General features: G+C 61.2%; 25 protein-coding genes. 10 read left to right on the top strand and 15 right to left on the bottom strand.

Annotated features, from left to right (window positions below):
• Positions 1-8: 8 nt before the first annotated feature.
• The 3 genes from HDE72_RS08740 to HDE72_RS08730 form a co-directional block, all read right to left on the bottom strand.
• The gene (locus tag HDE72_RS08740; protein WP_183739007.1) at positions 9-794 is read right to left on the bottom strand and encodes an ATP-binding cassette domain-containing protein; all 786 of its coding nucleotides are present in this window, start codon (positions 792-794) and stop codon (positions 9-11) included.
• Positions 795-797: 3 nt separating this feature from the next.
• The gene (locus HDE72_RS08735; protein WP_221291203.1) at positions 798-1,955 is read right to left on the bottom strand and encodes an ABC transporter permease; all 1,158 of its coding nucleotides are present in this window, start codon (positions 1,953-1,955) and stop codon (positions 798-800) included.
• 143 nt (positions 1,956-2,098) lie between these two features.
• Entirely contained in the window at positions 2,099-3,145 is a 1,047-nt protein-coding gene (locus tag HDE72_RS08730; protein WP_183739004.1) for a sugar ABC transporter substrate-binding protein, read from the bottom strand.
• A 249-nt stretch (positions 3,146-3,394) separates the two neighbouring features.
• Between HDE72_RS08730 and HDE72_RS08725 the strand changes: the two genes are divergently transcribed.
• From HDE72_RS08725 to HDE72_RS08715, 3 genes are read left to right on the top strand one after another with little or no spacing between them, the layout of a single operon-like run.
• Positions 3,395-4,261 carry a MurR/RpiR family transcriptional regulator gene (locus HDE72_RS08725; RefSeq protein WP_183739001.1) on the top strand — a complete coding sequence of 289 codons (867 nt, stop codon included), beginning with the start codon at positions 3,395-3,397 and terminating at the stop codon, positions 4,259-4,261.
• On the top strand, positions 4,254-5,240 hold the full coding sequence (gene iolG / locus HDE72_RS08720; RefSeq protein ID WP_183739286.1) for an inositol 2-dehydrogenase: 987 nt from the start codon (positions 4,254-4,256) through the stop codon (positions 5,238-5,240). Before HDE72_RS08725 ends, iolG begins: the two co-directional genes overlap by 8 nt.
• Before the next feature lie 30 nt (positions 5,241-5,270).
• Complete coding sequence (locus HDE72_RS08715) at positions 5,271-6,293, top strand: Gfo/Idh/MocA family oxidoreductase (protein WP_183738997.1); 1,023 nt, start codon at positions 5,271-5,273, stop codon at positions 6,291-6,293.
• A gap of 7 nt (positions 6,294-6,300) precedes the next feature.
• Here HDE72_RS08715 and HDE72_RS08710 read toward each other — a convergent pair whose 3' ends face one another.
• The gene (locus HDE72_RS08710; RefSeq protein ID WP_183738994.1) at positions 6,301-6,615 is read right to left on the bottom strand and encodes a helix-turn-helix domain-containing transcriptional regulator; all 315 of its coding nucleotides are present in this window, start codon (positions 6,613-6,615) and stop codon (positions 6,301-6,303) included.
• Positions 6,596-7,039 (bottom strand): type II toxin-antitoxin system RelE/ParE family toxin, encoded by a 444-nt coding sequence (locus HDE72_RS08705; protein ID WP_311735277.1) that lies wholly within the window; start codon positions 7,037-7,039, stop codon positions 6,596-6,598. Before HDE72_RS08705 ends, HDE72_RS08710 begins: the two co-directional genes overlap by 20 nt.
• A 126-nt stretch (positions 7,040-7,165) precedes the next feature.
• Between HDE72_RS08705 and HDE72_RS08700 the strand changes: the two genes are divergently transcribed.
• Both HDE72_RS08700 and HDE72_RS08695 read left to right on the top strand, forming a co-directional pair.
• Positions 7,166-8,389 (top strand): hypothetical protein, encoded by a 1,224-nt coding sequence (locus HDE72_RS08700; RefSeq protein ID WP_221291202.1) that lies wholly within the window; start codon positions 7,166-7,168, stop codon positions 8,387-8,389.
• Positions 8,390-8,411: 22 nt separating this feature from the next.
• Positions 8,412-9,434, top strand: coding sequence for a ParB/Srx family N-terminal domain-containing protein (locus HDE72_RS08695; RefSeq protein ID WP_183738987.1), 1,023 nt, complete (start codon positions 8,412-8,414; stop codon positions 9,432-9,434).
• A 33-nt stretch (positions 9,435-9,467) separates the two neighbouring features.
• On the opposite strand, the gene HDE72_RS08690 is transcribed toward HDE72_RS08695, so the two are convergent.
• The 5 genes from HDE72_RS08690 to HDE72_RS08670 form a co-directional block, all read right to left on the bottom strand.
• Entirely contained in the window at positions 9,468-10,400 is a 933-nt protein-coding gene (locus tag HDE72_RS08690) for an alpha/beta hydrolase (RefSeq protein ID WP_183738984.1), read from the bottom strand.
• Positions 10,401-10,539: 139 nt separating this feature from the next.
• Complete coding sequence (locus HDE72_RS08685) at positions 10,540-11,310, bottom strand: LytR/AlgR family response regulator transcription factor (protein WP_183738981.1); 771 nt, start codon at positions 11,308-11,310, stop codon at positions 10,540-10,542.
• Positions 11,311-11,796, bottom strand: a complete 486-nt coding sequence (locus tag HDE72_RS08680; RefSeq protein ID WP_183738978.1) for a sensor histidine kinase — start codon at positions 11,794-11,796, stop codon at positions 11,311-11,313.
• A 16-nt stretch (positions 11,797-11,812) separates the two neighbouring features.
• Positions 11,813-12,013, bottom strand: a complete 201-nt coding sequence (locus HDE72_RS08675; protein WP_183738975.1) for a hypothetical protein — start codon at positions 12,011-12,013, stop codon at positions 11,813-11,815.
• A gap of 7 nt (positions 12,014-12,020) precedes the next feature.
• Positions 12,021-13,373, bottom strand: coding sequence for an alpha/beta hydrolase family protein (locus HDE72_RS08670; protein ID WP_183738972.1), 1,353 nt, complete (start codon positions 13,371-13,373; stop codon positions 12,021-12,023).
• Positions 13,374-13,668: 295 nt separating this feature from the next.
• Between HDE72_RS08670 and HDE72_RS08665 the strand changes: the two genes are divergently transcribed.
• Entirely contained in the window at positions 13,669-15,315 is a 1,647-nt protein-coding gene (locus HDE72_RS08665) for a ParB/Srx family N-terminal domain-containing protein (RefSeq protein ID WP_183738969.1), read from the top strand.
• A 79-nt stretch (positions 15,316-15,394) separates the two neighbouring features.
• On the opposite strand, the gene HDE72_RS08660 is transcribed toward HDE72_RS08665, so the two are convergent.
• From HDE72_RS08660 to HDE72_RS08640, 5 genes are all read right to left on the bottom strand, one after another.
• A complete protein-coding gene (locus HDE72_RS08660; protein WP_183738966.1) occupies positions 15,395-16,504 on the bottom strand; it encodes an ABC transporter ATP-binding protein in 1,110 nt (369 codons plus the stop codon).
• 11 nt (positions 16,505-16,515) lie between these two features.
• On the bottom strand, positions 16,516-17,388 hold the full coding sequence (locus tag HDE72_RS08655; protein WP_183738964.1) for a carbohydrate ABC transporter permease: 873 nt from the start codon (positions 17,386-17,388) through the stop codon (positions 16,516-16,518).
• Positions 17,385-18,269 (bottom strand): carbohydrate ABC transporter permease, encoded by an 885-nt coding sequence (locus HDE72_RS08650; protein ID WP_183676374.1) that lies wholly within the window; start codon positions 18,267-18,269, stop codon positions 17,385-17,387. The genes HDE72_RS08655 and HDE72_RS08650 overlap by 4 nt, the downstream gene beginning before the upstream one ends.
• 108 nt (positions 18,270-18,377) lie before the next feature.
• Complete coding sequence (locus tag HDE72_RS08645) at positions 18,378-19,631, bottom strand: ABC transporter substrate-binding protein (RefSeq protein WP_183738961.1); 1,254 nt, start codon at positions 19,629-19,631, stop codon at positions 18,378-18,380.
• Positions 19,632-19,851: 220 nt separating this feature from the next.
• Positions 19,852-21,159, bottom strand: a complete 1,308-nt coding sequence (locus tag HDE72_RS08640) for a maltoporin (protein WP_183738958.1) — start codon at positions 21,157-21,159, stop codon at positions 19,852-19,854.
• 332 nt (positions 21,160-21,491) lie between these two features.
• Between HDE72_RS08640 and HDE72_RS08635 the strand changes: the two genes are divergently transcribed.
• From HDE72_RS08635 to tal, 4 genes are all read left to right on the top strand, one after another.
• Entirely contained in the window at positions 21,492-23,405 is a 1,914-nt protein-coding gene (locus tag HDE72_RS08635; RefSeq protein ID WP_183738956.1) for a glucokinase, read from the top strand.
• Between the two features lies 1 nt (position 23,406).
• The gene (locus tag HDE72_RS08630; protein WP_183738953.1) at positions 23,407-24,456 is read left to right on the top strand and encodes a LacI family DNA-binding transcriptional regulator; all 1,050 of its coding nucleotides are present in this window, start codon (positions 23,407-23,409) and stop codon (positions 24,454-24,456) included.
• A 101-nt stretch (positions 24,457-24,557) separates the two neighbouring features.
• A complete protein-coding gene (gene gnd, locus HDE72_RS08625) occupies positions 24,558-25,601 on the top strand; it encodes a phosphogluconate dehydrogenase (NAD(+)-dependent, decarboxylating) (RefSeq protein ID WP_183738950.1) in 1,044 nt (347 codons plus the stop codon).
• 45 nt (positions 25,602-25,646) lie between these two features.
• Positions 25,647-26,720: a transaldolase gene (tal, locus tag HDE72_RS08620; protein ID WP_183738947.1), complete on the top strand. Its 1,074-nt coding sequence runs from the start codon at positions 25,647-25,649 to the stop codon at positions 26,718-26,720.

Here is a 26,720-nt window from a genome sequence, read left to right as displayed (position 1 = left end):
GGCTATCCTTAGATCGTGACACCATCGAGTTCATTCATCAGCGTCTGCATTTCTGCACCGCCGGCCATCATGTCCAGCACTTCATCCTTGGTAACGGTTTCCTTGGTGTAAGTGCCCAGGGACTTGCCCCGGTTCAGCAAGGTGAAGGAATCGCCCACCGGGTAGGCGTGGTGCACATTGTGGGTAATGAAAATCACGGACAAGCCCCGCTCGCGCGCCTTGTAGATCAGTTTCAGGACGTTGAACGATTGCTTGACGCCCAGCGCGGCCGTCGGCTCGTCGAGGATCAGCACTCTGGCGCCGAAGTGAATTGCGCGGGCAATCGCCAGACACTGGCGTTCGCCGCCCGACATGGTGCCCACGGCCTGGTGCGGGTCGCGCACCATGATGCCCATTTCGGCCAGCTTGTCGCGCGCCGTGGTGGCCGCGTATTCCATGTCCATCACGGGCAGGACGCCAAACATTTTCCTGATCGGTTCGCGGCCCATGAAGAAATTGCGCGCCACCGACAACAGCGGCACCAGCGCCAGGTCCTGGTAGACGGTGGCCACGCCCAGGTCCAGCGCTTCTTTGGGCGAGTTGAAGCTGACGGGCTGGCCATCGACCAGATATTGCCCCGTGGTTGGCCGGTGCACGCCGGCCAGGGTCTTGATCAGGGTCGACTTGCCGGCGCCGTTGTCACCCAGCAAGCAATGCACTTCACCGGGTTTCAAGCGCAAAGTGACGTTTTGCAGGGCGATCACGGAGCCGAAACGTTTGCTGATATTTTCCAGCGCAAGGATGTAGTCGCTCATGGCTTATCTCGCTTCCGTGACGCGGGCACGGATAAAGTTGTTGAACAGCACCGCAATCAGCAGCATCACGCCGAGGAAGACGCGGAACCAGTCCGAATTGATATTCGTGTAAGTGATGCCGATCTGCACCACGCCGAAGATCAGCGCGCCGAAGCAGGCGCCGACCACGGAACCATAGCCGCCCGTCAACAAGGCGCCGCCGATGACGGCTGCAATAATCGCTTCGAATTCCTTTTGCAAGCCACGGTCGGCAGCAGCCGAGCCCACGTCAAACACTTGCAAGGTGGCAAACAGGCAGGCACAAAACGCCGTGAAGACAAACAGCGAGACCTTGATGGTTTTCACGGGCACGCCCACATTCTTGGCCGCGTTGGCGTCGCCGCCGACAGCGAAAATCCAGTTGCCGATGCGGGTACGGGCCAGCACGAAGCCGGACACCAGCGCCAGCGCGCCCCACCAGACGATGACCTTGGGTATGCCCTTGACCAGCGGCGCGCCATTGTCGAGCGCGGTGATCCAGCCCGCTTTCGCCATCCAGGCAAACAAGGAGGTACCCACTTCGCCATGGAACAGGGTCATGGCCAGCCAGTCGTTGGCCGCCAGGTCGCCGATGCCGCTGACGATGGTGCGGTTGGCAAACATGATCGACAAAGCCAGGGTCAGGCCGCGCAAGATGAACAGGAAAGCCAGGGTGACGATGAAGGAAGGCAAGCGCGTCTTGATGACCAGGTAGCCATTGAGCCAGCCCAGCGCCATCGAACCGGCAAACGCAAACAAAACCGCGGCCCACACGGGCCAGTGGAAATACACGGACGGGATGGCGATCATCATGCCGGCAAAGCCGATCATGGAGCCGATCGACAGGTCGAATTCACCGGCGATCATCAGTACGCAAGCGCCGATGGCGATGATGCCCAGGTAGGCGGCCACTTGCGCCCAGTTGATGATGCCGTCCAGATTGAACATGCCGGAATCGCCGGCCGTCAGGATGAAGAAAGCGAAGACCAGGATGGCGCCCGAGATCGAGGCAAACTCTGGCCGGCTGAACAGGCGTTTGATCCAGCTGACCTGGCCTACGCGCTCGTCCGTGACGGACTGGACTGGCGGCGTGCCGGCTGCGGCCACGCCGCCCTGCTCCACGCTTAATTTCACGGTACTCATGCTATGTCTCCCTTGTTTTATAGCAAGCTGCCAGCCTGGTGAGTAGGAAATCGCGGGCGGCAGCACCCGCGCGCCGGCAGAACTGGCCTGCGCGCGGGGACAACGTCGTTACTGCAATGAATGGAAAGTTGCTGCTTGGCCGATTAGCGGAATTGGCCGGCGTACTTCTCGACCTTGGCAATATTGTCCTTGGTCACGTAACCAGGACCGGAACCGATATGGCGCGGGCCATACGATGGCGTCAAACCGTATTCCGCCAGGCGTGCCTTGAACTTGGGATTATTCATCAGTTTTTCGCGCACCTTGGCCAGGTCGGTAGTCTTGTCCTGCTTCATGATGGCCAGCACGGCGACCGGGATATAGCCTTGCAGATAGGGCTGCTGGTCGATGGCAAACTGGATGCTGCCATCCTTGATGCCCTTGGAAATGTCATCGGACAAGTCAAAGGTGGCAAACCAGATCTTGCCTTTCAGTCCCATTTTTTCCAGCGCTTTCAACGAGGAATGGGCCGAGGTGGGGCCCAGCGCCAGCACGGCCTGGGTTTTCGGGTTGTTGCGCAGATAAGCGCTGAGTTTACTTTCGATGGTGGTCGGATCTTCGCCCACATCCAGGGTGGCCGCCTTGAAATCGACGCCGATCGCTTCGGCAAAGCCACGGCAGCGCTCGAACGACGATGGGTTGGTGGCGTAGTGATTGACGCACACAAACGATTTGATGCCAGCCGCCCTGGCTTTTTCGCCGGCGCCCTTGCCCGCCTCGTATTCAGGCTGGCCCACGTGCATCACGGCGCCCAGCTGCTCGCTTTGCGCCAGGGTGCCCGAGTTGATGGTAATAAAAGGGATTTTCTTGGCGGCCACCAGGCCCAGCGGTTTTTGCAGCACGCTGAAGTCGGCAATGCTGACGATTACGCCATCGTAGTTGCGCGCTGCTGCCTGCTCGACCAGGCGCGCCATGTCGGCCAGGTCGCCATTCGGTGGATTGCGGTAGTCAACGGTGACATTGAAATCTTCACCTGCTTGCTTGACGGCATTTTTGATGGTGTTCCACCAGGAATCGGAGTCGGGCGCATGGCTGATCAGCACGAATTTCTCACCGGCCGCCTGGCTGGCCCCCATGCCCAGAGTCAGGCCCAGACCCAGGCTCAGGATGGCTAGACTCTTGAGTATTCCCTTACGCTTATTGCTTTGCATGAATGTCTCCTTGAAGGATTAATTTTTATAGTTGCCAGCTTTATAGCGTGTCACCGGAGGCGCCAAAAAACCGGCAAGACCGATGCACTGCGCACAGCTTAGGCCACAAAAAAAACAAATGCAATGGAATTTTCAAAAAAAAATTAAATAGAAAATCGTTTCTATTTTTAAAATTCGCTCCTATAATTCTCGCCAGAACCGGCCGCATCCCACCATCCATCGCGGCCACGCAAGCACAAAGGAAGAACCATGGCAGCAACCGCCCCCATCGAACAATTGATGCAGCATATCGCCGCCGAGTACGACAGCCTGTCGCGCCAATTGAAGGTCATCGCGCAATACATCGAGAAACACCGCGCCAGCCTGATGCTCGAACGCATCAGCGACATCGCCGCCGCCTGCGACGTGCAGCCGTCGGCCATCGTGCGCTTCGCGCAGCGCTTCGGTTATTCGGGATTTTCCGAAATGCAAGATGTGTTCCGCCAGGCTTACACCGACCAGGCTGGCGCCACGCCCGATTACCAGCAGCGCATCCGCAAACTCATTTCCACCCGCGACGCCGCCCTGAGCGTAGGCGATTTGACGCGCGAGTTCATCGCCGCCAGCAGTACCGGCCTCGATGACCTGGGCGCGAGCCTGGACGATGCGCAGCTGGAAGCGGCCGTCAACCTGCTGCTGAAAGCAGAAAATATTTATGTGATCGGCGTGCGCCGCTCATTTCCGATCGCCTCCTACATCGCTTACGCCCTCGAACACACGGACAAGCGCGCCCACCTGGTTTCCGGACTGGGCGGCATGCACCGCGAGCAGATGCGCAGCATCCGCCCCCGCGATGTGGCGATCGCCATCAGTTTCTCGCCTTACGGCAAGGAAACCCAGCAGTGCATCAAGGTGGCGCAAGACAAGGGCGCCAAAGTCCTGGTGATTACCGACAGCAAGCTCGCGCCACTGGCGCGCAGCGCCGACGCGCTGTTGACCGTCACCGAGGGCAGCGCTTTCGCCTTCCGTTCGCTGACCAGCACCATCTGCCTGTGCCAGGCGCTATTCATCGCGCTGGCCTACAAACTAGAGCTCGACATCGAAGAAATCCATCACCCAGGAGAACATGATGATTGAAGTAGCATTGTTTGGCGCCGGACGTATCGGCAAGATCCACGCAGCCAACCTGGCCGCGCAGCCCGGCGTCCGGTTCAAGTACGTGGTTGACGTCAACGCGGAAGCAGCGGGCGCGCTGGTCGCCCAGCATGGCGGCAGCAGCGCCAGCATTGAAACGGCGCTGGCCGACTCGGCCGTCAAAGCGGTGGTGATCGCGTCGAGCACCGACACGCATGCCGACCTGATTTTGCGCTCGGCGGCCGCCGGCAAAGCCATCTTTTGCGAAAAACCGGTCGACCTGACACTGGACCGCGCACGCGCCTGCGCCGCCGCCGTCAAGGAAGCTGGCGTGCTGTGCATGCTGGGCTTCCAGCGCCGCTACGATCCGACCTTTGCCGCTGTCAAGCGCCGCATCGAGGCCGGCGAAATCGGCACGCCGGAAATGCTGGTCGTCACCAGCCGCGACCCGGGTCCACCGCCCGTCAGCTACATCAAGGTATCGGGCGGCATCTTCAAGGATATGCTGATACACGATTTCGATATCTTCCGCTGGATACTCGACGATGAAGCCGTCAGCGTGCACGCCACCGGCAGTTGCCTGGTGGACCCGGCGATTGCCGAAGCGGGCGACTTGGACAGCACGGTGGTGACCATCCGCACGGCCAAGGGCCGCTTGTGCCAGATCAATACCACCCGCCGCGCCGCCTATGGCTACGACCAGCGCTTCGAAGTGCTGGGCAGCAAAGGCATGCTGCAAGCGGGCAACCACAAGCCGACCGAAGTGACCGCCTACGGCGTCGAGAACGTCAGCGTGGACAAGCCGGAAGATTTTTTCCTGGAACGCTACCGTGTCGCCTACGCGCAGGAAATGGCGCACTTTTTCGATGCCCTGACGAATGGCACGCCACTGCGCACCACCGTGCACGATGGCTTGAAAGCGCTGGAACTGGCGGAAGCGGCCACGATTTCATGGCGTGAACAACGCGTAGTGAATCTGTAAAAACACAATAAAAAATACTGGAGACACACCATGTCATCACCGAAATTACGCGTGGGCATCGCCGGCCTGGGCCGGCTGGGCCAGCGCCATGCCATCAACCTGGTACAGCGCGTGCCGAACGCCGAAGTGGTCGCCGCCTGCAGCCCCGTACCCGCTGAACTGGACTGGGCCGCCAGCACCCTGGGCATCGCCAGTGGCTATGCCGATTACACCACCCTGCTGGCCCACCCGGGCCTGGACGCCGTCTTCCTCGTCACGCCCACTTCCCTGCATGCGGAGCAAATCATCGCCGCCTTGCGCGCCGGCAAGCATGTATTTTGCGAAAAGCCATTGTCACTGGACCTGGCCGACTGCCTGAAGGTGGAAGCGGAAGCGGCGCGCCACCCGCAGCTGGCCACCATGATCGGTTTCGTGCGCCGCTTTGACGCCAGCTACCACGATGCGCAGCAAAAAATTACCCAGGGGCTGATCGGCAAACCGTATCTGGTGCGTTCGCAAACCTGCGACCAGAACGACCCCAGCGGCGCCTTCATGCGTTTTGCGCCTACCAGCGGCGGCATTTTCCTCGATTGCAGCGTGCACGATATCGACCTGGCGCGCTGGCTGCTGGGCAATCCCGTGCCGAGCCGCATCTATGCCAGCGGCACGAATGCCATCCACACGGGCTTGCAAGCTTTTGGCGACGTGGACAATGGCCTGGCCACGGTGGAGTTTAGCGATGGCAGCATGGCCACCTTCATGGCCTCGCGCACCATGGCGCATGGCCATGAAACCTTGACGGAAGTATTCGGCACGGCAGGACGCTTGACAGTCGGCAGCAATCCACGCCTGAACCGGGTAGACATTTCAGATGCGCATGGCGTGCGTAATGAGTGCACGCCCGACTTCTACGCCCGCTTCGCCGACGCCTTTTTAATCGAGGCGCAGGAATTCACGGACGCGGCCCTGGGCAAGCGCCAGCTATCGCTGACCTTGCACGACGCCACGCAAGCGACACGCATCGGCCTGGCCATGACGCAGGCCATGCGCGAGCGGCGTGTCATTGAGTTTTGATCGAGTTTTAAGCCACTGAAGCCGCCTGGGTGTGCGCTGGCTGCACGGCCAGGCGCAGCCCCATGGCGCGCAGGACTGCCGTGATGGTGCTCAAGGAGGGATTGCCCTCGCTCGATAAGGTGCGGTAGAGCTGGGTGGAATTGAGCCCGGCTGCTTCCGCCACCGCTTGCACACCGCCAAAGGCGGTGGTGAGCTGGCGCAGCACGATCAGCAGTTCGGCGTGTTCGCCATCCATCAGGATGTTGTTGATCAGTTCGACGGCGAATGTAGGATCGTCGTGATACAGCTCAGCCATCGCCTCGTCATGCCCTCTGTCTCTCATGTTCTCTCTCCTTCCAGTCCCGCCAGTACAGGCAAGCCTGATCAATATCGTGTGATTGCGTACGCTTGTCGCCAGCGCACAGCAGTAAAATCAGGTGTGGACCGGACAAGGCGTAATACACGCGATAACCGGGCCCCACATCGATGCGCAATTCCCAGACGCCATCGCGGCAAAACTGATGATCCCCCAGGTTGCCCGTTGCCACCCGCAATACGCGGCGGATAACGGCCAGTCGGGCAGTGTTGTCGCGTTGCCGCCGCAGCCAGTCCGTGTACATGTCCTTGCCGCTGTGATTCAGATAATGACGGAGCTGATACACAATATTCGTCCATAAACGAGAAAACATCAAGGAAAAAATATAGAAATCAGATGCAGTCCCCATCTTGCAGCCAAATAGCTCGCCACGGCAGAGAAGACGGCGCACAGCTGATCCATATCAAGGTGCTTTGGCACAATATCTGCATGGCAAGCACAGTCCGGTTCCACAGTGTTCTATACTGTCTGCGCCAACAGCGCCAGCATGGCCCTGGCTACCTCAAAGGACACCGCATTGAACGCAATCGCTGATATAGCCGACGTAGCCGAACGCTACGTCAAACTGGTACTGGCCATGGGCCAGCATGACGCTTCCTATGTCGACGCCTATTACGGCCCGCCCGACTGGCAAGCCGAGGCCACAGCGCAGCAACTGACTCTGGCAGACCTCGCCACCAAGGCGCAGGCAGCGCTGGCATATCTACCATCACGTGACGGCTTGCCACAGGAACTGGCCCTGCGTGCCTTGAACCTTTCCAAGCAATTGCTTGCGCTGCTGGCCCGGGTAGAAATGCTTCAAGGTAATCAACTGGGTTTTGACGAGGAGAGCGCGCGCCTGTACGACGCCGTCTCTCCCCACCACGAGCGCGCCTACTATGCAGACCTGGTGACCGAGATCGACGCCCTGCTGCCGGGCGCAGGCACTGTCAGCGAGCGTGTCAACACTTTCCGCGCCCAGCTCATCATTCCTGCAGACAAGCTGCGCGCCGTGATGGACGCCGCCATCCGCGCCGGACGCGAACGCAGCTTGCAGCATATCGCCTTGCCGGAAGAAGAAGATTTTGTGCTGGAATTCGTCAGCGACAAGCCATGGAGCGGCTATAACTGGTACAAGGGCAACTATCAAAGCGTGATCCAGATCAACACGGATCTGCCCGTGTACATCGACCGTGCCGTCGACCTGGGCTGCCACGAAGCTTATCCCGGCCACCACGTCTACAATGTGCTGCTGGAACGCGATCTGGTGCGCGGCAAGGGCTGGGTAGAATATTGCATCTATCCTCTGTATTCGCCGCAATCGCTGATCGCCGAAGGCACGGCCAATTACGGTATCGAACTGAGTTTTACGGATGAGGAAAGACTGGCTTTCGAGCAGCAGGTGCTGTATCCGCTGGCCGGCCTGGAGCCGGCGCTGGCGCCCCGCTACGCGCAACTGAACCGCTTGCTGGCCAAACTCAGTTATGCGGACAACGATATCGCACGCCAGTATCTGCAAGGCACACTGACTCGTGAAGAGGCGCTGGAATGGCTGGTCAACGTGCGTTTGTATCCAGCCGAAAAATCGGCCCAGCGCTTGCAGTTCTACGATGCAATGGGCGCCTACGTCATCAATTACAATCTGGGGCAAGACATGGCAAAAGCCTATGTCGAGCGCCAGGGCAATACGCGTGCAGCACATTGGGCGGCCTTTCGCGACCTGATGTCCTCGCCGCGCGTACCCAGCGATCTCTTGACCTGATCACCTGATAAAGGGGCACCGCATGAGCATGTACCAGCGAGCAAGCCTTACCCTGCTGTTCACCCTGGCATGCCAGGCGGCCTTGCTGGCGCCGGCAGCCGCCCGCGACGATACGCCGCTGAGCGCGCGCCAGCAGGCGCTGATGGCCACCGTGGTCGGCAACGCGGCCCATCCGCGCATCCTGCAAGTGAGCCTGGCTGAACTGCACCCCACGCAGCCAGCCATCGGCTACGACCAGGTGTATTACAAGCTGGGCCGTTATGCGACCGAAGAAAAACACATCGCCGACATCGAAAAACCCAAGAAATTTTCCGACCTGTGCGTAGCCAATGGCCAGGGCGATGTGTTGCCCGGCACGGCCAACGTGGCGGGCGCCACCCTGAGCGCGCCACCGCCCGGCTACCGCTGCAAGGCAGCGGTCGGCAGCCGTCCCAAGGATATGAAAACCGTCGTCATCGGCCCGCAGGGCAAACTCTATCTGACCGATGGCCACCACACGCTGTCGACCTTCTGGGATGCGGACAATGGCCGCAACCACCAACTGAAGGTATGGGTCAAGGTCAGCGACAATTACAGCCAGCTCAGCGAGCCGGCCTTCTGGTCCCGCATGGAGCAGGAAAACAAGGTCTGGCTGAAAGATGGCAAGAACCGCCCCATCACGCCACAGCAATTACCAGCCAGCATAGGCCTGGGCTCACTGGGTGACGATCCCTACCGCGCCCTCGTGTATTTCACGCGCGAGATCGGCTACGAGCCGCCGTCGCAAGCGGCGGAATTCCTCGAATTTTACTGGGCCGACTGGCTGCGCAAGGTGGTGAGCCTGAGCGACTATCAGTTGAACGATGGCGCCAGCTATAGCGCGGCCATCCTTGCGGCCGCGCAGGCGATGGTAGCGCTCGACAAGAACGCCATCGTCAGCAATGGCAAGAGCGCCGCCACCCTGGGTGCCATGGACAAGGTCGACCACGAAGAACTCGATGAGCTGACGGGCAAGAAAGGCAAGTTGAACTACGCCATCGCCTGGCGCCGTGGACTGGCACGCTGAAGGCCGGCGCTGATTGCAGGCCTGACTGCCCCGTCAAACAATAGCGGCGGCGTCCAGCGCGCTGGCAATAAAGGCCACGCTGCTCTGTAGCGCCGCCTGCGATTCGGGCTGATGCGCGGCCAGGAAATGCCAGGCGTGGAACATGCCTGGCCAGGATTCCAGGGTCACCCGCACGCCGCTTTCGGCCAGGTGGGTCGCCAGGCGCAAGGCGTCGCTGAGCATGACTTCCGATTCGCCGATCTGTATCATGATGGGCGGCAGCCCTGTTACATCGGCAAACACGGGCGAGGCCAGCGGTGCATCGGCCGCCGCGCCAGCCAGGAAAAAGCCCGCCATGATAGCTAGCCCCGCTTTTGACACGGTTGGATCGACGCCATCGCGCGTCACCATCGATGCCCCCGTATGCTGCAAATTGGCCCACGGCGAAATCGCCACGCCAGCAGCCGGCAGCGGCAAGCCTTGCTGCCTGGCCGCCACCATGGCCGTCACCGTCAGCGCGCCACCGGCCGACTCGCCAATCAGCACGATTTTATGCGCAGCGATACCGGACTCCAGCAAGCCCGCATAAAACTGCAGCGTGTCATCTATCGCGGCAGGAAAAGGATGTTCGGGCGCCAGCCGGTACGCCGGCAAATACACCCTGGTCCCCAGCGCCTTGGCATAGTTGCCGCCTATGCCCAGATACGACGACGGGTCACCCACCAGGTACGCACCGCCATGAATGTAGACGGCCACCGCGTCGCTGGTGATGTGTTCCGGTACTATCAGCAGACCCGGCACGCCGCCGAGCGTGACCGCTTCCACCGTGACACCCTCTGGCGGCAGGTTTTGCGCCAGCACCGCGTTATACGCCGCGCGCACCGCCGCCATGGCGCCGGCATCCGCCGGGTTCACCAGGGCCATTCCCACCTGATTGGAAATGGCGTTCCATTGATCGATAAATTGCCGGGTTTGTATTGTCAACATACTGTATTCCATTCATTTCAAAGTGTCCGACGCCTGATTGGCGGCCAGGAACATCGTAGCGAAATGAATGGGGAATCGGCTTCTGCACTGAGGCGACGAGCTGTATCCGTATCGCGATGGGATGGCCCAAGAACCGAGCCTATCCCAGGTAGACATCGCTCTTGAAACGCCAGGCATGACTCTGGCTCACTTTCAGCTGCTCCGGGTGTCCGCGCAACTGGATCGTGAGATTACCCAGCTCGTCCCGCTGTGCGTCGGCGATGGCGCGCACGGCCACCAGCGTGCTGCGGTGGATTTTCCAGAACAGGGCCGGATCCAGGCCTTGCTGCAACTGTTTGAGCGTGGTGCGTACCAGGCCTTCATCGCTGGCGCTGACGACCCGCGTGTAGCGGCTGTCGCAATCAAAAAACAGCACTTCTTCAATCGGGAAAATCTTGATGGTGCTGCCGGCATTGGTGCTGATCCAGCGTATGCGCTCGGCTTGCGCACCCGCGCGCAAGTGCCGGTCCACCTCGCTCATCATGCGCAGCAAATCGGGCATCGAGGCGCCGCTCGCCAGTTGTCCGCGCAGGCGCTCCACGGTCTGGGCCAGGCGCTGTGGCGTGATGGGTTTGAGCAGATAGTCGAGCGCGCCCAAGTCGAAGGCTTCGATCGCATGCACGTCGTAGGCCGTGGTAAACACCACGCGGCAGCGCCCTGCACTGGCGCGCGCCACATCGAGACCGCTCAGTTCGGGCATGCGGATATCGAGAAAGGCAATATCCGGCCGGTGTTCGGCGATGGCGGCCAGCGCATCGCTGCCATCCTCACACTCGGCGATAACCGTCAGTTCGGGCCAGGCTTGCGCCAGCAGGCGGCGCAAGTCGCCACGCTGCAGGTCTTCATCGTCGGCGATGATAGCGGTCGGCATCTAATGATCCTTTCCTGGCAAGGCTTGCAGCGGCAAGACGATACCGGCTTGCAGTCCGCCACCGTCGCGGGTAGTCAAGCTAAGACTGGCCTGGCCGCCATACAAATGCTGTAGCCGCTCGCGGATATTACTGAGACCTATGCCACTGCCGCTGGTATTGCCGCCCGTGCTGCCACCAAAGCCGACACCATCGTCGGCCACCGTCAGCAGCAATTGCTGCTGCCCTTCGGACTGGCGCCGGGCCACGTTCACGACTATCTCCACCGCCCCCTTCTTCGGTTCGATGCCGTGGGTGACAGCGTTTTCCACCAGCGAGATCAGCATCAGCGGTGGTATCGCGCAGTGCCGCAAGTCGTCGGCGCAGTCGACGCGAAAAGCCAGGCGCGGCAAGCGGCTATGGATCACGCCCAGGTAGGCGCGCACGCCATACAGTGTATTGAACAGGAAGTGCGGCTCCACCTGGCTGGCCAGCAGCGACAGCCGCATCGCCACCTGGTTGCGCTCATATCACGCCGGCGATAATCAGCACAATTACCGTGAAGATGGCCATCGGCCACAGGAAGGAGCGTACCCGGCAGCTAAACCAGCTGCGGCTGAATACCGGGTATTGCTGCGCCTTCAGCGACCATCCCGCCAGTTGTCCGGCCAGGCTGGCTGGCAGTACCTGGTCTTTTGCCGCATGCTGCGGCGGCATCTTGTTCATGCGCATACTAATGAACCTGGCCGCTTATCCAGTCGCCGATCAAGGCCAGTGCCGATGGCGCCAGCGTTTCCTCGATCTGCGCGTATTCAAGCGCCGCGCCCGTGGTGGCGGTCTGGAACAAATGGTTCAGTTTCGGCAGTTCCTTGATCACCGCGTGCGGGTTGCTGGCCAATGCCGTGCGGATCGCGTCCAGATCAAGCCTGGACGGCACCTGGCGATCGAGCTCGCCATTAAGCACAAGCACCGGCTGGTCCAGGGCCCGCAAGGCCGCGCCAGGTTCGAGCGTGAAGAAAGTACGGAACCATGGACTGGTGAACTGTTTCACCATCGGCGCCGCCACGCCGGAGGGCATCACGGCATCGCGTTCTCCCTGTTCCAGGATAGCCGTCGCCTTGCGCCTGGCCTGCTCTGCATCAGGTTCGGCAACGATGGCGGCAAACAGCGCCTGGTACAGCTTGCGCTGCCTGGCGACCCTGTCTGCAGCGATGCCCGCCGATTCGGCACTCAGGGCCATCTGCTCGACCATCAATAATTCGCCGCGCACGCCAGGGCCGGCCATCATCACGACAAAGCCAAGCTGCGGATCGCGCGCCGCCACCATAGGCGCGATCAGGCCGCCTTCGGAATGGCCCACCATGCCGATACGGCGGGTCTTGATCTCGGGCCGGGTGCGCAGAAAAGCCACGGCCGCTTGCGCGTCGTCTGCAAAATCGAGCGTCGTGGCCGAGGCATAATCACCGGTGGAGGCCCCCACGCCGCGCTTGTCATAGCGCAGCACGGCGATGCCGCGCTTCGTCAAGTAATCGGCCAGTATCAGGAATATCTTGTGTCCAAAGACGTCCTGGTCGCGCGTATTGGGCCCGGAGCCATGCACCAGCACCACCGCCGGCCATGGGCCTGGCCCCTTTGGCAGCGTCAGGCTGCCTGCCAAGGTGGCGCCAGCGCTGACAAAGCGGACTTCCCGGCTGTCATACGGCGGCGCTGTTGCTGCTATCGACTCTTCCTGCGGCCGCCGCGGCTGCAGCCTGGCCACGCTAGCGGTGGTAGCACGCTGTAAATTGAGCGGTGCTGTGCGGCCCTGGGTCCAGCTGCCGGTCCAGGCCTTGGCCTGTTCATCCCAGGTCGCCTTGTAACTGGCATTTAGCCTGGCGATGGAAAAACTGAGATGCGCGGCGTCCGAGGCAAACTGCTCCACCTTGGTCGAGAAACCCTGGCTGGGACTGGCCAAAGTCGCTTGCCAACTACCGTTATCCACCTTGCTCACGTTCAGAACCACGTTCAATTCGCCGCCTATCGCGCCGCTCCACTGCCCTTGCGCATCCTCGGCGCAGACGGGTACGGCCGTACTGATTGCCATCATGGCTAGCAGGCCGCCTGCATGTTTTTTCAACTTCAATTTCATCGTCAAACACTTTCTGAAAGGAGGAAGGCTCAACGTTAGCCTGGCGCATCCCGACGCGCAGCAACAAGCAGCGAAAGGTGTTCCAGCTGTCATGAACGGCTTATTTGGGGTCATGAGTACTGGCCACGTGCTGCAGTTTTGCCAGGCATTGTAAACGCCAGTTGCAATCCAAACAATACAGCAGATGTCATCAAGCCGACATATTTCCCCGTTAGCATACCGGCACTTTTATGCCGACACCAACGGGAGAACCATGTTTCAGCCTCACAGCGCCTTGCGCCGCACGACCTTATCGATTTCTCTGGCCCTGGCGCTGGGTGCAGGACTGATGGCTTGCGGTGGCAACAATACGCCAGGCACCACAGCTGATCCCGTCGCATCGGCACGCATCGTCAGCATCGTGGCCGCCACCGGCAAGCCGCTGGCCGGCAGTGTCGTCAATGTGTACGACGCCACTCAGACCAAGGTCGGCTTCAGCGCAACCGACGTCAATGGCAAGATCAACGTGGCCATCAGCGCGACGGCGAAAGCGCCCTTCCTGATCACCGGCACCACGCCCGCCGGCGCCACCTTGTACTCGGTGTCGCTCACGGAAAAAAACATCAACCTGACACCGCTGACCTCCGTGATCGCCATGCAATTGCTGGGCGCCACGCCAACGAGCGCACCGGCCGCCACCCTGGCCGCCATCGATGCAGGCAAGCTGCAAACAGCGCAAACCCAGCTGGCCACGGCACTGGCTGCGCCGCTGCAAACCCTGGGCATGGCGGCCAACTATGACTTCGTCAACGGTCCTTTGACGCCAGGCAGCAAAGATCCGGCCGACGTTTTGCTCGACAATCTACAAGTCAAGCAAAATGGCAGCGACATCGACATCCTTAATGCCAGCGGCAGCATCGTGGCGCAGATCGTCGGCGGCGGCGCACCGATCGCCACCGGCAAGAGCGTGCTGGAAACGCCGCCCGTGCTCAACACGCGCCAGCAAACCCTGGCCGCCACGGCTGCCGGCACCGATGCCGCGCCCGTCTTCCTGCAAGTGTCGCTCGATGAATTGCACCCGACGCAGCCCGCCATCGGCTACGACCAGATTTACTACAAGCTGGGCCGCTACGGCGCGGAAGACCTGGTCATGGCCAAGACCAACAAGCCGAAAAAATTCGCCGACCTGTGCGAAGCGAACGGCCAGAGCGACGTGCTGACCAAAACGGCCAACGTGGCCGGCGCCACCCTGTCCAATCCACCGGCCAGCTTCCAGTGCAAATCGGCTGTGGGCAGCAGCCCCGCCGACATGAAGACGGTCGTCATCGGCCCGAACGGCACTCTTTACCTGACCGATGGCCACCACACCTTCACCAGCTTCTGGGATGCGGACAATGGCCAGAACCACCAGCTGAAAGTATGGGTCAAGGTGACGGATAACTTCAGCAAGCTCAATGAATACGATTTCTGGGCGCAGATGAAGAAGGCCAACAAGGTCTGGCTGAAAGATGGCAGTAACAAGGCCATCGCCACCAGCCAGCTGCCGGCCGCCATCGGTTTGAAATCGCTGGGCAACGATGCCTACCGTTCGCTGGTGTATTTCACGCGTGACGCCGGTTACATCGTGCCGACGCCATCGACGGAATTTTTGGAGTTCTACTGGGGCGGCTGGCTGCGCAACAAGCCCGTGGTCGATATGTCGAAAGTCGACACCAGCGACGTGAACAGCTATATGGCCGCCATTACGACGGCGTCGAAAGCCATGGTGGCGCTGCAAAGCACGGACATCGTCAGCGGCGGCATGACAGCGGCCAGCCTGGGCTGGAGCGGCGTGTTCAACCAGGCCGCGCTGGACGACCTGGTCACGCCGACAGGCAAGCTGACTTACGCGATCGCGTATAAAAAATCGCTGGCGAAGTAAAAACCAGGAACTTCAGTACAAACAAAAACGGCCCGCTTATCTTCTCGATAAGCGGGCCGTTCTCATTGCATCAAAAACATCAGGCGATACGTTCGCCAGTGGCCGGATCAAACATGGCCGCTTTCGACAGGTTGAACGACAGCTGCATGGACTGGCCAGGCTTGACGGCTTCGCGCGGGTGCGTGCGGCAGGTCACGGCAGCGCCGTTCAAGCGCGTCGTCAGCAAGGTATCCGGGCCGGTCGGCTCGACCAGGTCGACCAGGCAGTTCAGTTCCTGGCCCACGTCGCCATGCGCGCTGCTGGTGTCGGTGATCTGTTCCGGACGCACGCCCAGGACCACGTCGCGGCCCACATAGGCACGCAGCTTCTCGGCTTCGAACGGCAGTTTCAAGCGCAGGTTCTGGCCCGCGTTCTCGATGCCGACAAACACCTCGCTGCCTTCGATCACGGGCTTGACGGTGATGAAATTCATCGATGGCGAGCCAATGAAGCCTGCCACAAAGAGATTGGCCGGATTGTCGTAGATTTCCTGCGGCGTGCCCAGTTGCTGCACGATGCCATCCTTCATGACCGCAATCAGGTCGCCCATGGTCATCGCTTCGATCTGGTCATGCGTGACGTAGACGATGGTGGCCTTCAGGCGCTGATGCAGCCGCTTGATCTCGGCGCGCATTTCCACGCGCAGCTTGGCGTCCAGGTTCGACAGCGGTTCATCGAACAGGAACAGCGAAGGCTTGCGCGAAATGGCGCGGCCCATGGCCACGCGCTGACGCTGGCCGCCCGACAATTGCGCCGGACGGCGGTCCAGCAAATGCGTGATCTGCAGCGTTTCGGCGACGCGGGCGACGATCTCTTCCTGCTCGTGCTTGGGCACCTTTTTCACGTTCAGGCCGAAGGCGATATTCTCGCGCACCGTCATCGATGGATACAGGGCGTAGGACTGGAACACCATGGCGATGTCGCGGTCCTTCGGTGGCAAGTCATTGACGACTTTGCCGTCGATCAGGATCTCGCCCGAAGTGACGCTTTCCAGACCTGCCACCATATTGAGCAGGGTCGATTTGCCGGAGCCGGAGCCGCCGACGAGGATCAGAAACTGGCCATCCTTGATCTCGATGTCGATGCCTTTCAAGACTTCGACGCCATTGGTGTACACCTTGCGGATGCTGCGTATCGATAAACTGGACATGTAGTATTTCCTTAACCTTTGACTGCGCCCGCGGTCAGGCCGCGCACAAAATAACGGCCTGCGACCAGATAGACCAGCAGGGTAGGCAGCGCGGCAATCACCGCGGCCGCCATGTTGACGTTGTATTCCTTCACGCCCGTGGACGTGTTGACCAGGTTGTTCAAGCCCACCGTGATCGGCTGCGAATCGCCGCTGGCGAACACGATACCGAACAGGAAGTCATTCCAGATCTGCGTGAACTGCCAGATGATGCAGACGACGAAAATCGGGCCCGAGATCGGCAGCACGATCTTGCGGAAGATCAGGAAGAAGCCGGCGCCGTCGATGCGGGCCGCCTTGATCAGTTCTTCAGGCACGCCGATATAGTAGTTACGGAAAAACAGCGTGGTGAACGCCGTACCGTACACCACGTGCACGAATACCAGGCCGGTGGTGGTATTGGCCAGGCCGAACTCGCCCAGCAACTGGGCCATCGGCAGGATCACCACCTGGAAGGGAATGAAGCAGCCCACCAGCAAGCCGGCGAACAGCACTTCGGAGCCGCGAAAACGCCAGTGCGCAAACACATAGCCGTTGAAGGCGCCCAGGAAGGTCGAGATCAGCACGGCGGGGATCACCATCTTGATCGAGTTCCAGAAGAAGGGCTGCATGCCGTTGCAGGTCACGCCGGTGCAAGCCGAATCCCAGGCCTTGGCCCAGGAGTCAAATTGCCACACTTGCGGCAGGGCCAGCAGGTTGCCGCTGCGGATTTCGTCGAGCGACTTGAACGACGTCGATAACGTTACGTACAGGGGCACGATGTAGTACACAGCGAACAAAATCAGCAGCAGGTATAAAACCACCCGTCCCAGGGTGAGTCGGTTGTTGGTACGTGTAGGTGTCATCTCATTGCCTTTGCGCTGCGCGTTTCCAGATACATCAGCGGCACCAGCACGGCCACGATGGTGGCCAGCATCATCATTGCCGATGCCGAGCCCAGGCCCAGCTGGCCACGGGTGAAGGAAAACTGGTACATGAAAATGGCGGGGACGGAAGACGAGTTGCCAGGTCCGCCGGCCGTCAGTGCGATGACCAGGTCAAAACTCTTGATGGCGATATGCGCCAGGATCAGCAGCACGCTGAAGAACACGGGCCGCATGGCCGGGATCACGATGCGCCAGTAGATGGTCGGCAAAGATGCGCCATCGACTTGCGCCGCCTTGATGATTTCGTCATCGATACCGCGCAGGCCAGCCAGGAACAGCGCCATGACGAAGCCTGACGATTGCCATACGCCGGCGATCACCACCGTGTAGATGGCCATGTCGGAGTTGACCAGCCAGTCAAAGGTAAACGAAGTCCAGCCCCAGTCATGCATGACTTTTTCCAGCCCCAGGCTGGGGTTCAGCATCCACTTCCAGGCAGTACCGGTGACGATGAAGGAAAGCGCCATCGGATATAGATAGATGGCGCGCAGCGCGCCTTCGGCGCGGATTTTCTGGTCCAGCAAGATGGCCAGGAACAGGCCGATCACAATGCTGCAACCGATGAACAGGAAACCGAAGATGCCCAGGTTCTTGAGCGAGGTCCACCAGCGCTCATTGCCGAACAGTTCGTAGTATTGCACCAGGCCGGCGAACTCGTAGTTCGGCAACAGCCGCGATTCGGTCAGCGACAGCCAACCGGTCAAAATAATAAAACCATAGACGAATATCAGGCTGGCGATGAGCGTCGGGCCCAGCACCATCTGTGGTATCCATCGGTCAAAATGCTTGCGTAGGGACATAAGACAGCCGTAGAAGTAGAACTGCGTGTGGCTATCGCGCTGGCAGGCGCCGGGCGATAGCCTGCGGTGATGCAGAAAGCGCCGGCGGTCAGGCCGGCGCCGTCGTGATTACTTCACTTTTGCCGCTTTGGCCAGTTCGGCAACCGCGTCTTTCGAGCTCATGTTGGTATTCATGAACTTGGCGATCACGTCAAAGATCGCGCCCTGGGTAGCCGATGGCAGAGCCATGCCGTGGGCGAACGATGGCACCAGCGCGCCAGTCTTGTTGGTCGCGTCCATGTCGTCCATCGACTTGATGGCGCAAGCATCGAACTTGTCACGCGACACACCCGAACGCACAGGGATGGAACCCTTGTTCAAGTTGAAGATCGACTGGAACTTCGGATTCATGATGGCGTTGGCCAGGGCGATCTGCCCTTTCTTCGCATCCGCATCCTTTTGCGTGAACATGGCAAACGAATCGATGTTGAAGGTGTAGGCTTTATCGGTACCTGGCGCAGCGACGCACTGGTAATCCTTGCCTGGTACTTTGCCCGCGGCGGTGAACTCGCCCTTGGCCCAGTCACCCATGAACTGGAAGGCTGCCTTGTTGTTGATGACCATGGCGGTGGCCAGGTTCCAGTCGCGGCCTGGCGCATCCTTGTCGATGTAGGTCTTGACTTTGCCCAGGGTGTCGAACACCTTGATCATGGTCGGGCTGGTCAGCTCTTTCTGATCCAGCTTGAGAATGGCTTTTTTGTAGAATTCGGTGCCGCCCACGCCCAGCGCGACCGATTCAAACACGGTCGCGTCCTGCCAAGGCTGGCCGCCGTGGGCAATCGCGATGGCGCCCGACTTCTTGACCTTGTCAGCCGCTTCGAAGAAGGCTGGCCAGGTGGTCGGGATGGTGGTCACGCCAGCTTTTTTCAATACTTCCGGATTGACCCACATCCAGTTCACGCGGTGAACGTTGACCGGTGCAGCGACGTAATGGCCTTTGTATTTCATGATGTCGGCGACTACTTTCGGCAGCACGGCATCCCATTTGCCTGGAATGGCGGCGTCGTCGATATTGGCCAGCACGCCTTCAGCGCCCCATTCCTGGATCGACGGGCCCTTGATCTGGGCGGCGGTCGGAGGATTGCCGGAAATGACGCGGGTTTTCAGTGCGGTCGCGGCGTTTTCGCCAGCGCCGCCAGCCACGGCGAAGTCTTTCCAGCCGAAGCCGCTTTCCTTGACCATCTGTTGCAACTGGCCGACGGACTTGGCTTCGCCGCCCGAGGTCCAGTAGTGCAGCACTTCGACGTCGGTCGCGAACGCGTTACCGGCGAATGCCAGGGTGGTCAGTGCTGCCAGTTGGGTGATCTTGAATTTCAGTTTCATCTCCACATTCCTTTTTTGATCAAGCTTTTAGGGGCTTCGGCACAGCAGGCCGAACAAGGTGAAAAATGCGCCTGTATCGGCGCTCTTGCGCACCTGCCCGTACGCAAACGGGCAGGCGCATCAGTCGTAAGCTGGCACCGCAATCCATGACAGAGTTGCATAATAATTCATATCATGGGGCGACGCCAAAAAGCGCATCCATCAGGATGCGCCCAGGTACTTAGAACCAGGTTTCGACCTGGAAGCCGTACGAGGTACCGCTGGTATTGTTGTTGTACACCGGGCCCGAATTGTTGTTGGCGTTGACCGAGGCGGTCGCTGCATCGTTCCATTTGCCGTAGGTGACAAAGGCGCGCAATTCAGGACGCGACCACAGGCCAGGACCGGCCGAGATGGTCGGTGCAAAGGTGATTTTGGTCAGGCGTTTGGCCGGGCCATTCTCTTGCGTGACACGGTCCGTACCCAGTTCGGCAACCAGCTTGAAGTTGTTGGTCAGCGCGTACACTGGGCGCACACCGACCGTGGTCCAGACCGACGAACCAGTGGCGTTCGACTGGTCTTTTTGCCACAGGGCCACGAATTCCATGCCGAAATGGTCCAGCGGCTGGATCGCCATATCATTGAACACGCGGGTACGTTTCACGTCCGAACCGAACAAGGTGCTGCCCGATGCGCCAAACTGGCCGTTGCTGGCGCCACCGATGCCAGGACCGACGCCGTATTGCACGCCGAAGGTGTTGCCGCCGCCCCAGACTTTCGATTGACGGTGGAAGGCCGACAATTGCCAGCCATTGTGGCGCTCGCCCAGACCATCGTTGTTTTTACCCTGACCGCTGATGAAGGTGCCGGCGATGTCCAGCGTACCATTCACGTTGACAGGAATTTCACCGTAGATCAAGTTCTGGCGCACGGCGGACTGGGTACTGACGGTGGTCTTGCCCGTGACCGGGTCGGTGAAGGTATTGGTGACGTCGTTGTCCTTGAAGAAGGCGTACGACAGCTTGCCGGGACCGAAGTTGCCGATACGGTCCAGACCAGCACCGGTACCGTTCATGTTGATGTACTGCGTATCGAGCATATGGATGTCAGGACGGTAGTAGAAACGCTTGCCGACCCAGGCCGTGCCGCCAGCCAGGAAGTCCAGGCCTTGTGCTTCGACGTAAGCCTTGACGATGCCGACCTTGCGGTCGCCGAAGTCGGAAGTCGGCGCAAAAGCGTTGACCCACAGAGTGGCCATATAAGTGACGTCGCCGGACTTGGCGATGGCCTTGGTGTAACCGAATTCCGTGTAGGCATCGCACTCATTGCCGAGGCGATATTTCGTGGTGTTGCCGCCCAGGCCGTAGCAGCTTTGTGGGCCGCCGCCGTCAGCGGTCGTGCTGCCGGCGCCAGCGCGCAGGTAGCCGTGGAAACCTTCGGTGTCACTTGGGAACATAGGGTCGGCAGCAACGGTACCGCTGGCGATGGCTAAAACGATGGCAGCAGGCAGCGATTTCAACGCGGCCTTTAACATGGTGCGATGCAGCATGGTAAGTCTCCTCAGTAATTTATTTTTTATCTAGTAATTCGTGGCCGAATTGACTGGCCAGAATTCTTTCCAGCAGGGACATAGTAACTATACTACGAACAAATATCAACATATTATGTTGTAATCCTACGACTACTCTGCGACACTTTATTTGTGCCTTGATTTCTCCTTTTTTCAGCCCTGCCGTTCTTCGCAGACAAGCAGGCAGCACGTTTGAAACAGGGGGCAATTTTTGGCACGCCCGCCGTATTCGCATTAGAATCCTTGGTTTTCGCCGATAACGACAGTTGCGCCGCAACGACAGCGCACGCATACGAGACAAAAGCAACGCCATGAGAATTGATGAAAAAATAGAGGTAGGCGGCAGCGACCCGTCAGAACGCTTCAGTGATGGACCGCGCCTGCTGGCCGACATAGGCGGCACCAATGCCCGCTTCGTGCTTGAAACGCGGCAAGGCCACCTGGAAGCAGTCGCCGTGCTGCCCTGCGATGACTACGCTTCGCTGCGGGACGCCATCAACGCTTATATGATGAGCGCCGAAGCGCGCGCCGCCGGCTCGGCGCGCGTGCGCCACGCGGCCATCGCCATCGCCAATCCGATCGACGACGACACCATCCGCATGATGAACCACCACTGGTTCTTCTCGATCGAAGCGATGCGCTCCGCGCTGGGCCTCGACACGTTGCTGGTAGTGAACGACTTCACGGCGCTGGCCATGGCCCTGCCCTATCTGCGCGCCGACCAGCGCCTGCAGATCGGCGGCGGCATGGCCCGCGCCGACAGCGTGATCGGCTTGCTCGGTTCGGGCACGGGCCTGGGCGTGTCGGGCATGATCCCCGCCGAAGACCGCTGGATCGCACTGGGCAGCGAAGGCGGCCATGTCAGCTTCGCGCCTTGTGACCAGCGCGAGATGGATGTGCTGTCGTATGCCTGGCGCGAACTGCCGCACGTTTCGGCCGAACGCCTCGCATCGGGCCGGGGCCTGGAACTGATTTACCGCGCCCTGTCCGAACGGGCCGGCCTGCAAGACGTGCAGCCGCTGCCGGCCGCTGAAATCACCAGCCGCGCCCTGGGCAATGAGGACGATATCTGCCTCGAAGCGGTGGACTGTTTTTGCGCGATTCTCGGCTCCATCGCCGGCAACGTGGCCATGACTCTGGGTGCGCTGGGCGGCATCTATATCGGCGGCGGCATCGTGCCGCGCCTGGGCCCCTTGTTCGAGCAGTCGCAGTTCCGCGCGCGCTTCGAACAAAAAGGCCGGCTGAATGAATACCTGGCGCAGATCCCCACCTTTTTGATCACGGCCGAGCTGCCCACTTTCCTGGGCATTGCCGCCATCCTGGCGCAAAAACTCAAGCGCGCCAACTCCGGTTCGCCCGTGCTGGAATCGGTACGCCAGGCGCGCGGCCGCATGAGCCCATCGGAGTGCAAGGTGGCTGACTGGGTGCTGAAGGAACCGAACGCCATGCTGACCTTGCCGATCGCTGAAATCGCCCAGCGCGTGGGCGTGAGCCAGCCGACCGTGATGCGTTTTTGCCGCTCGATCGGCGTGCAGGGCCTAGCCGACTTCAAGCTCAAGCTGGCGTCAGGATTGACGGGCGGCGCCATCACGGTATCGCACTGCCACGTGGAAATCTCGGATTCCGACGCTGAACTGGCGCGCAAGGTGCTGGGCAATAACGCCTCGGCCGCGCTGGGCTTGCGCGACATGCTCGACGTGAAGGCGCTGACCACCGCCATCGACTTGCTGCGCAGCGCGCAGCGCGTGGAATTGCTGGCCGTGGGCAGTGCCCGCGTGGTGGCCGACGACATGCAGCAAAAGCTGCTCAACCTGGGCATCATCAGCAATTTCTTTGCCGATCAGCAGGCGCAGGAAATGAGCGCCGCCATGCTCAAGCCGGGCGACGTGGCGCTGGTCATTTCACGCTCGGGCGCCCTGCCCGACCTGCTGCGCACGGTGAAAGTGGCGCAAGGCTGCGGCGCCAGCGTGCTGGCGATCACGGCCAGCGGTTCGCCACTGGCCAAGCTGGCCGACGTGCTGCTGACCCTGAACCACCCCGAGGGAAATCTGAACTTCGTGCCGATGATCGTGCGCCTGCTGCAATTGATGGTGCTCGATATACTGTCGGTGGGCCTGGCGCGGCGCGATACGGCGCAACGCACCAGCGCCACCCAGCTGGAAGAAGGCCAGCTGCACGGCATGCGCATCAGCGGCAAGCTGAAATTCGGCGGCCACCTCGAATAAGATGAGCGCCACCACTCCCCCACGCCTCGATACCGCCAGTGACGCCACCGTGCATGACGTGGCGCGCATGGCTGGCGTGTCAGCCATGACGGTATCGCGCGTGATCAATGGGCGCGCCAGCGTCAGCGCCGTCACGCGCGACAAGGTCGAAGCGGCGATCACCGCACTGCGCTACCAGCCCAACCTGGCGGCTCGGGCGGCCCGCACGGGCACCTTGCGCATCGGCCTTTTATACAGCAATCCCAGCGCCGCCTTTCTCAGCGAATTTTTGGTCGGCGCCATGGACCAGTGCCGCCAGGGCGGCGGCCAGCTGCTGCTCGAGCGCTGCGACGACCTGGCCAGCCAGCGCAGCGCCATCGCCTGCCTGGTGGAAGCGGGCGTGGACGGCATCCTGGTGCCGCCGCCGCTGTGCGATTCAACCGAAGTACTGGCGCAATTGAACCAGATGGGCGTGCCGGCCATCGCCGTGGCCACCGCCCGCCCCGCTCCCGGCGTGTCGGCCGTGCGCATCGACGATTACCAGGGCGCGCTGGCCATGACACAGTATCTGATCGCCCAGGGCCACCGCGACATCGGCTTTATCGAAGGCGATCCGGCCCACACGCCGGCCCTGCTGCGCCGCCAGGCCTTCGAAGACGCCATGCGCGACGCCGGGCTGAAAGTAGACGCCCAGCGCGTGGCGCAAGGCTATTTCACCTACCGTTCAGGACTCGACGCGGCGCGAGAATTGCTCAGCGCGGACACCCTGCCGACTGCCATCTTCGCCAGCAATGACGACATGGCCGCCGCCACCCTGGCCGTTGCGCACGGCATGGGCTTGCAAGTTCCGCAACAGTTAAGCGTCTGCGGCTTCGACAACACGCCCGTGGCCACCACCGTCTGGCCCGAACTGACCACCATCCACCAGCCCATCGCCGACATGGCGCGCGCCGCCGTACAGCTGGTGATCGATGAAATACGCCAGCGCCGCGCTGGTGAAACAACCGCCGCCACGCATCAGCTGATGGAATTTACGCTGATGGTGCGGGCCTCGTCAGGCGTGGCACGCTAGCTTTGCTGCGCTTATCAAGGCCTGTGCGTGCGCTCGCGCACAGACCGCCATGGCCACAGGGCGCATGGTGATTTCTTCAGCCAGCTGCGGAGATACACGCCATGCAATTTGCAATGATAGGTCTGGGGCGCATGGGCGCCAATATGCTGCGCCGCCTGTGCGCTGGCGGCCACGAATGTGTGGCGTACGACACGCATGAACAAGCGCGGGCTGCCATCGCCGGGCCTGGCGTCAGCACGGCGGCCACACCGGAAGAATTGATCGGCATGCTGGTGCAGCCGCGCGTGCTATGGCTGATGGTGCCAGCAGGCGCGGTCGATGCGGCGCTGGCGTCCTTGACACCGCTGCTGGCACCCGGCGATATCATCATCGATGGCGGCAATTCCTACTACCGCGACGACATCCGCCGCGCCGCAGAATTACGCTCGCGCCAGCTGCGCCACGTCGACGTTGGCACCAGCGGCGGCGTGGCCGGCTTCGAGCGGGGCTATTGCTTGATGATCGGTGGCGAAGCGGAGGTAGTCGAGCACCTGAAGCCCCTGTTCGCCACCCTGGCGCCCGATAGCGCCTCGGCCCCGCGCACGCCGGGCCGGCGCGAAGCCAGTCCGGGAGGCGCCGAACAGGGCTTCCTGCATTGCGGCCCGCACGGGGCCGGCCACTTCGTCAAGATGGTCCATAACGGCATCGAATACGGCATCATGGGCGCCTTTGCCGAAGGCTTCAATATCCTGCGCCACGCCGACGCGGGCATACACCACGACAGTGCCCACGCCGATGCCGAGACGGCGCCGCTCGAACATCCCGAGTTTTACCAATACACGCTGGACTTGCCCGAGATCGCGGAACTGTGGCGGCGCGGCAGCGTCGTCAGCTCGTGGCTGCTGGACCTGGCCGCCGCCGCCCTGCTGCGCGATCCCGCGCTGGATGCTTATGCGGGGCGCGTGGCCGATTCCGGCGAAGGGCGCTGGACCCTCAACGCCGCCATCGATGAAGCAGTCCCTGCCCCGATCTTGAGCGCGGCGCTGTTTGCGCGCTTCGGCTCGCGCGGCCAGGCCGACTATGCCGACAAACTGCTGTCGGCCATGCGCCAGGGTTTCGGCGGCCACCTGGAACAGGGCGCCGCGCCGCCCAAAGCAAATACCTAAACAGCGGGGACGCGCACGCGGCCCCACCAACAGGAGTACATCACCATGAACGCAGCGATCAATTTGCATGAACTGGGCCAGAGCCTGTGGCTGGACAACATCACACGCGGCCTGCTCGACGACGGCACGCTGGCGCGCTACCGGCGCGAACTGGCCATCACCGGCCTGACCTCGAATCCCACGATTTACCAGCATGCGCTGGCCGATACGGCCTTCTACGATGCGGCCATCGCCAGCAACAAGGCCGAATCTGGCGAAGCGCTGTTCTTCGACCTGGCGCTGGATGACTTGCGCCGCGCCGCCGACCTGTTCCGGCCCGACTTCGATGCCAGCGATGGCGCCGATGGCTGGGTCTCGCTGGAAGTATCGCCACTGCTGGTGCACGACGCGCAAGCCACCATACGCATCGCCGCCGAACTCCATGCGCGGGCAGATCGCCCCAATCTGTTCATCAAGATTCCCGGCACGCCGGCCGGCCTGCTGGCGATTGAAGAATCGATCTTCGCCGGCGTGCCCGTCAATGTGACCCTGCTGTTTTCTTGCGCGCAATACCAGGCGGCCGCCGAAGCGTATCTGCGTGGGATCGAGCGCCGCCTCGAAGCGGGGCTCGATCCCGCCATCGCTTCCGTGGCCTCGCTATTCGTCAGCCGCTGGGATGCGGCGGTGGCCGAAAAAGTGCCGGCAGCGTTGCGCAACCATCTAGGCATCGCCGTTGCGCGGCAAACCTACCGCGCCTACCGCGAATTGCTGGCCTCACGGCGCTGGCGCCATCTGGCCGAAACCGGTGCGCGGCCACAGCGTTTGCTATGGGCCTCGACCGGCACCAAGGATAAAAACGCCTCCGACGTGCTTTACTTGCAGGCGCTGGCCGCCCCCAACACCATCACCACCATCCCGGAAAAAACCCTGCTGGCCTTTGCCGACCATGGCGTCGTCAGCGGCAGCATGCCGGCCGACGGCGGCGATGCCGAGCAGACCCTGGCAGCCTACAAAACCGCCGGCATCGACCTCGATGCACTGGCACAGCAACTGCAGCACGAGGGCGCCGAAGCGTTCGCCACTTCCTGGCGCGCCTTACTGCAAGTGCTAGACAGCAAACGCAGCAAGCCAGGCAAATAA

The sequence above is a fragment of the Janthinobacterium saanense genome, assembly GCF_014200675.1.
GTDB lineage: Bacteria > Pseudomonadota > Gammaproteobacteria > Burkholderiales > Burkholderiaceae_D > Janthinobacterium.
Note: the sequence above shows the minus strand (reverse complement) of the source record. Positions and strands in the feature narration are given on the sequence as shown.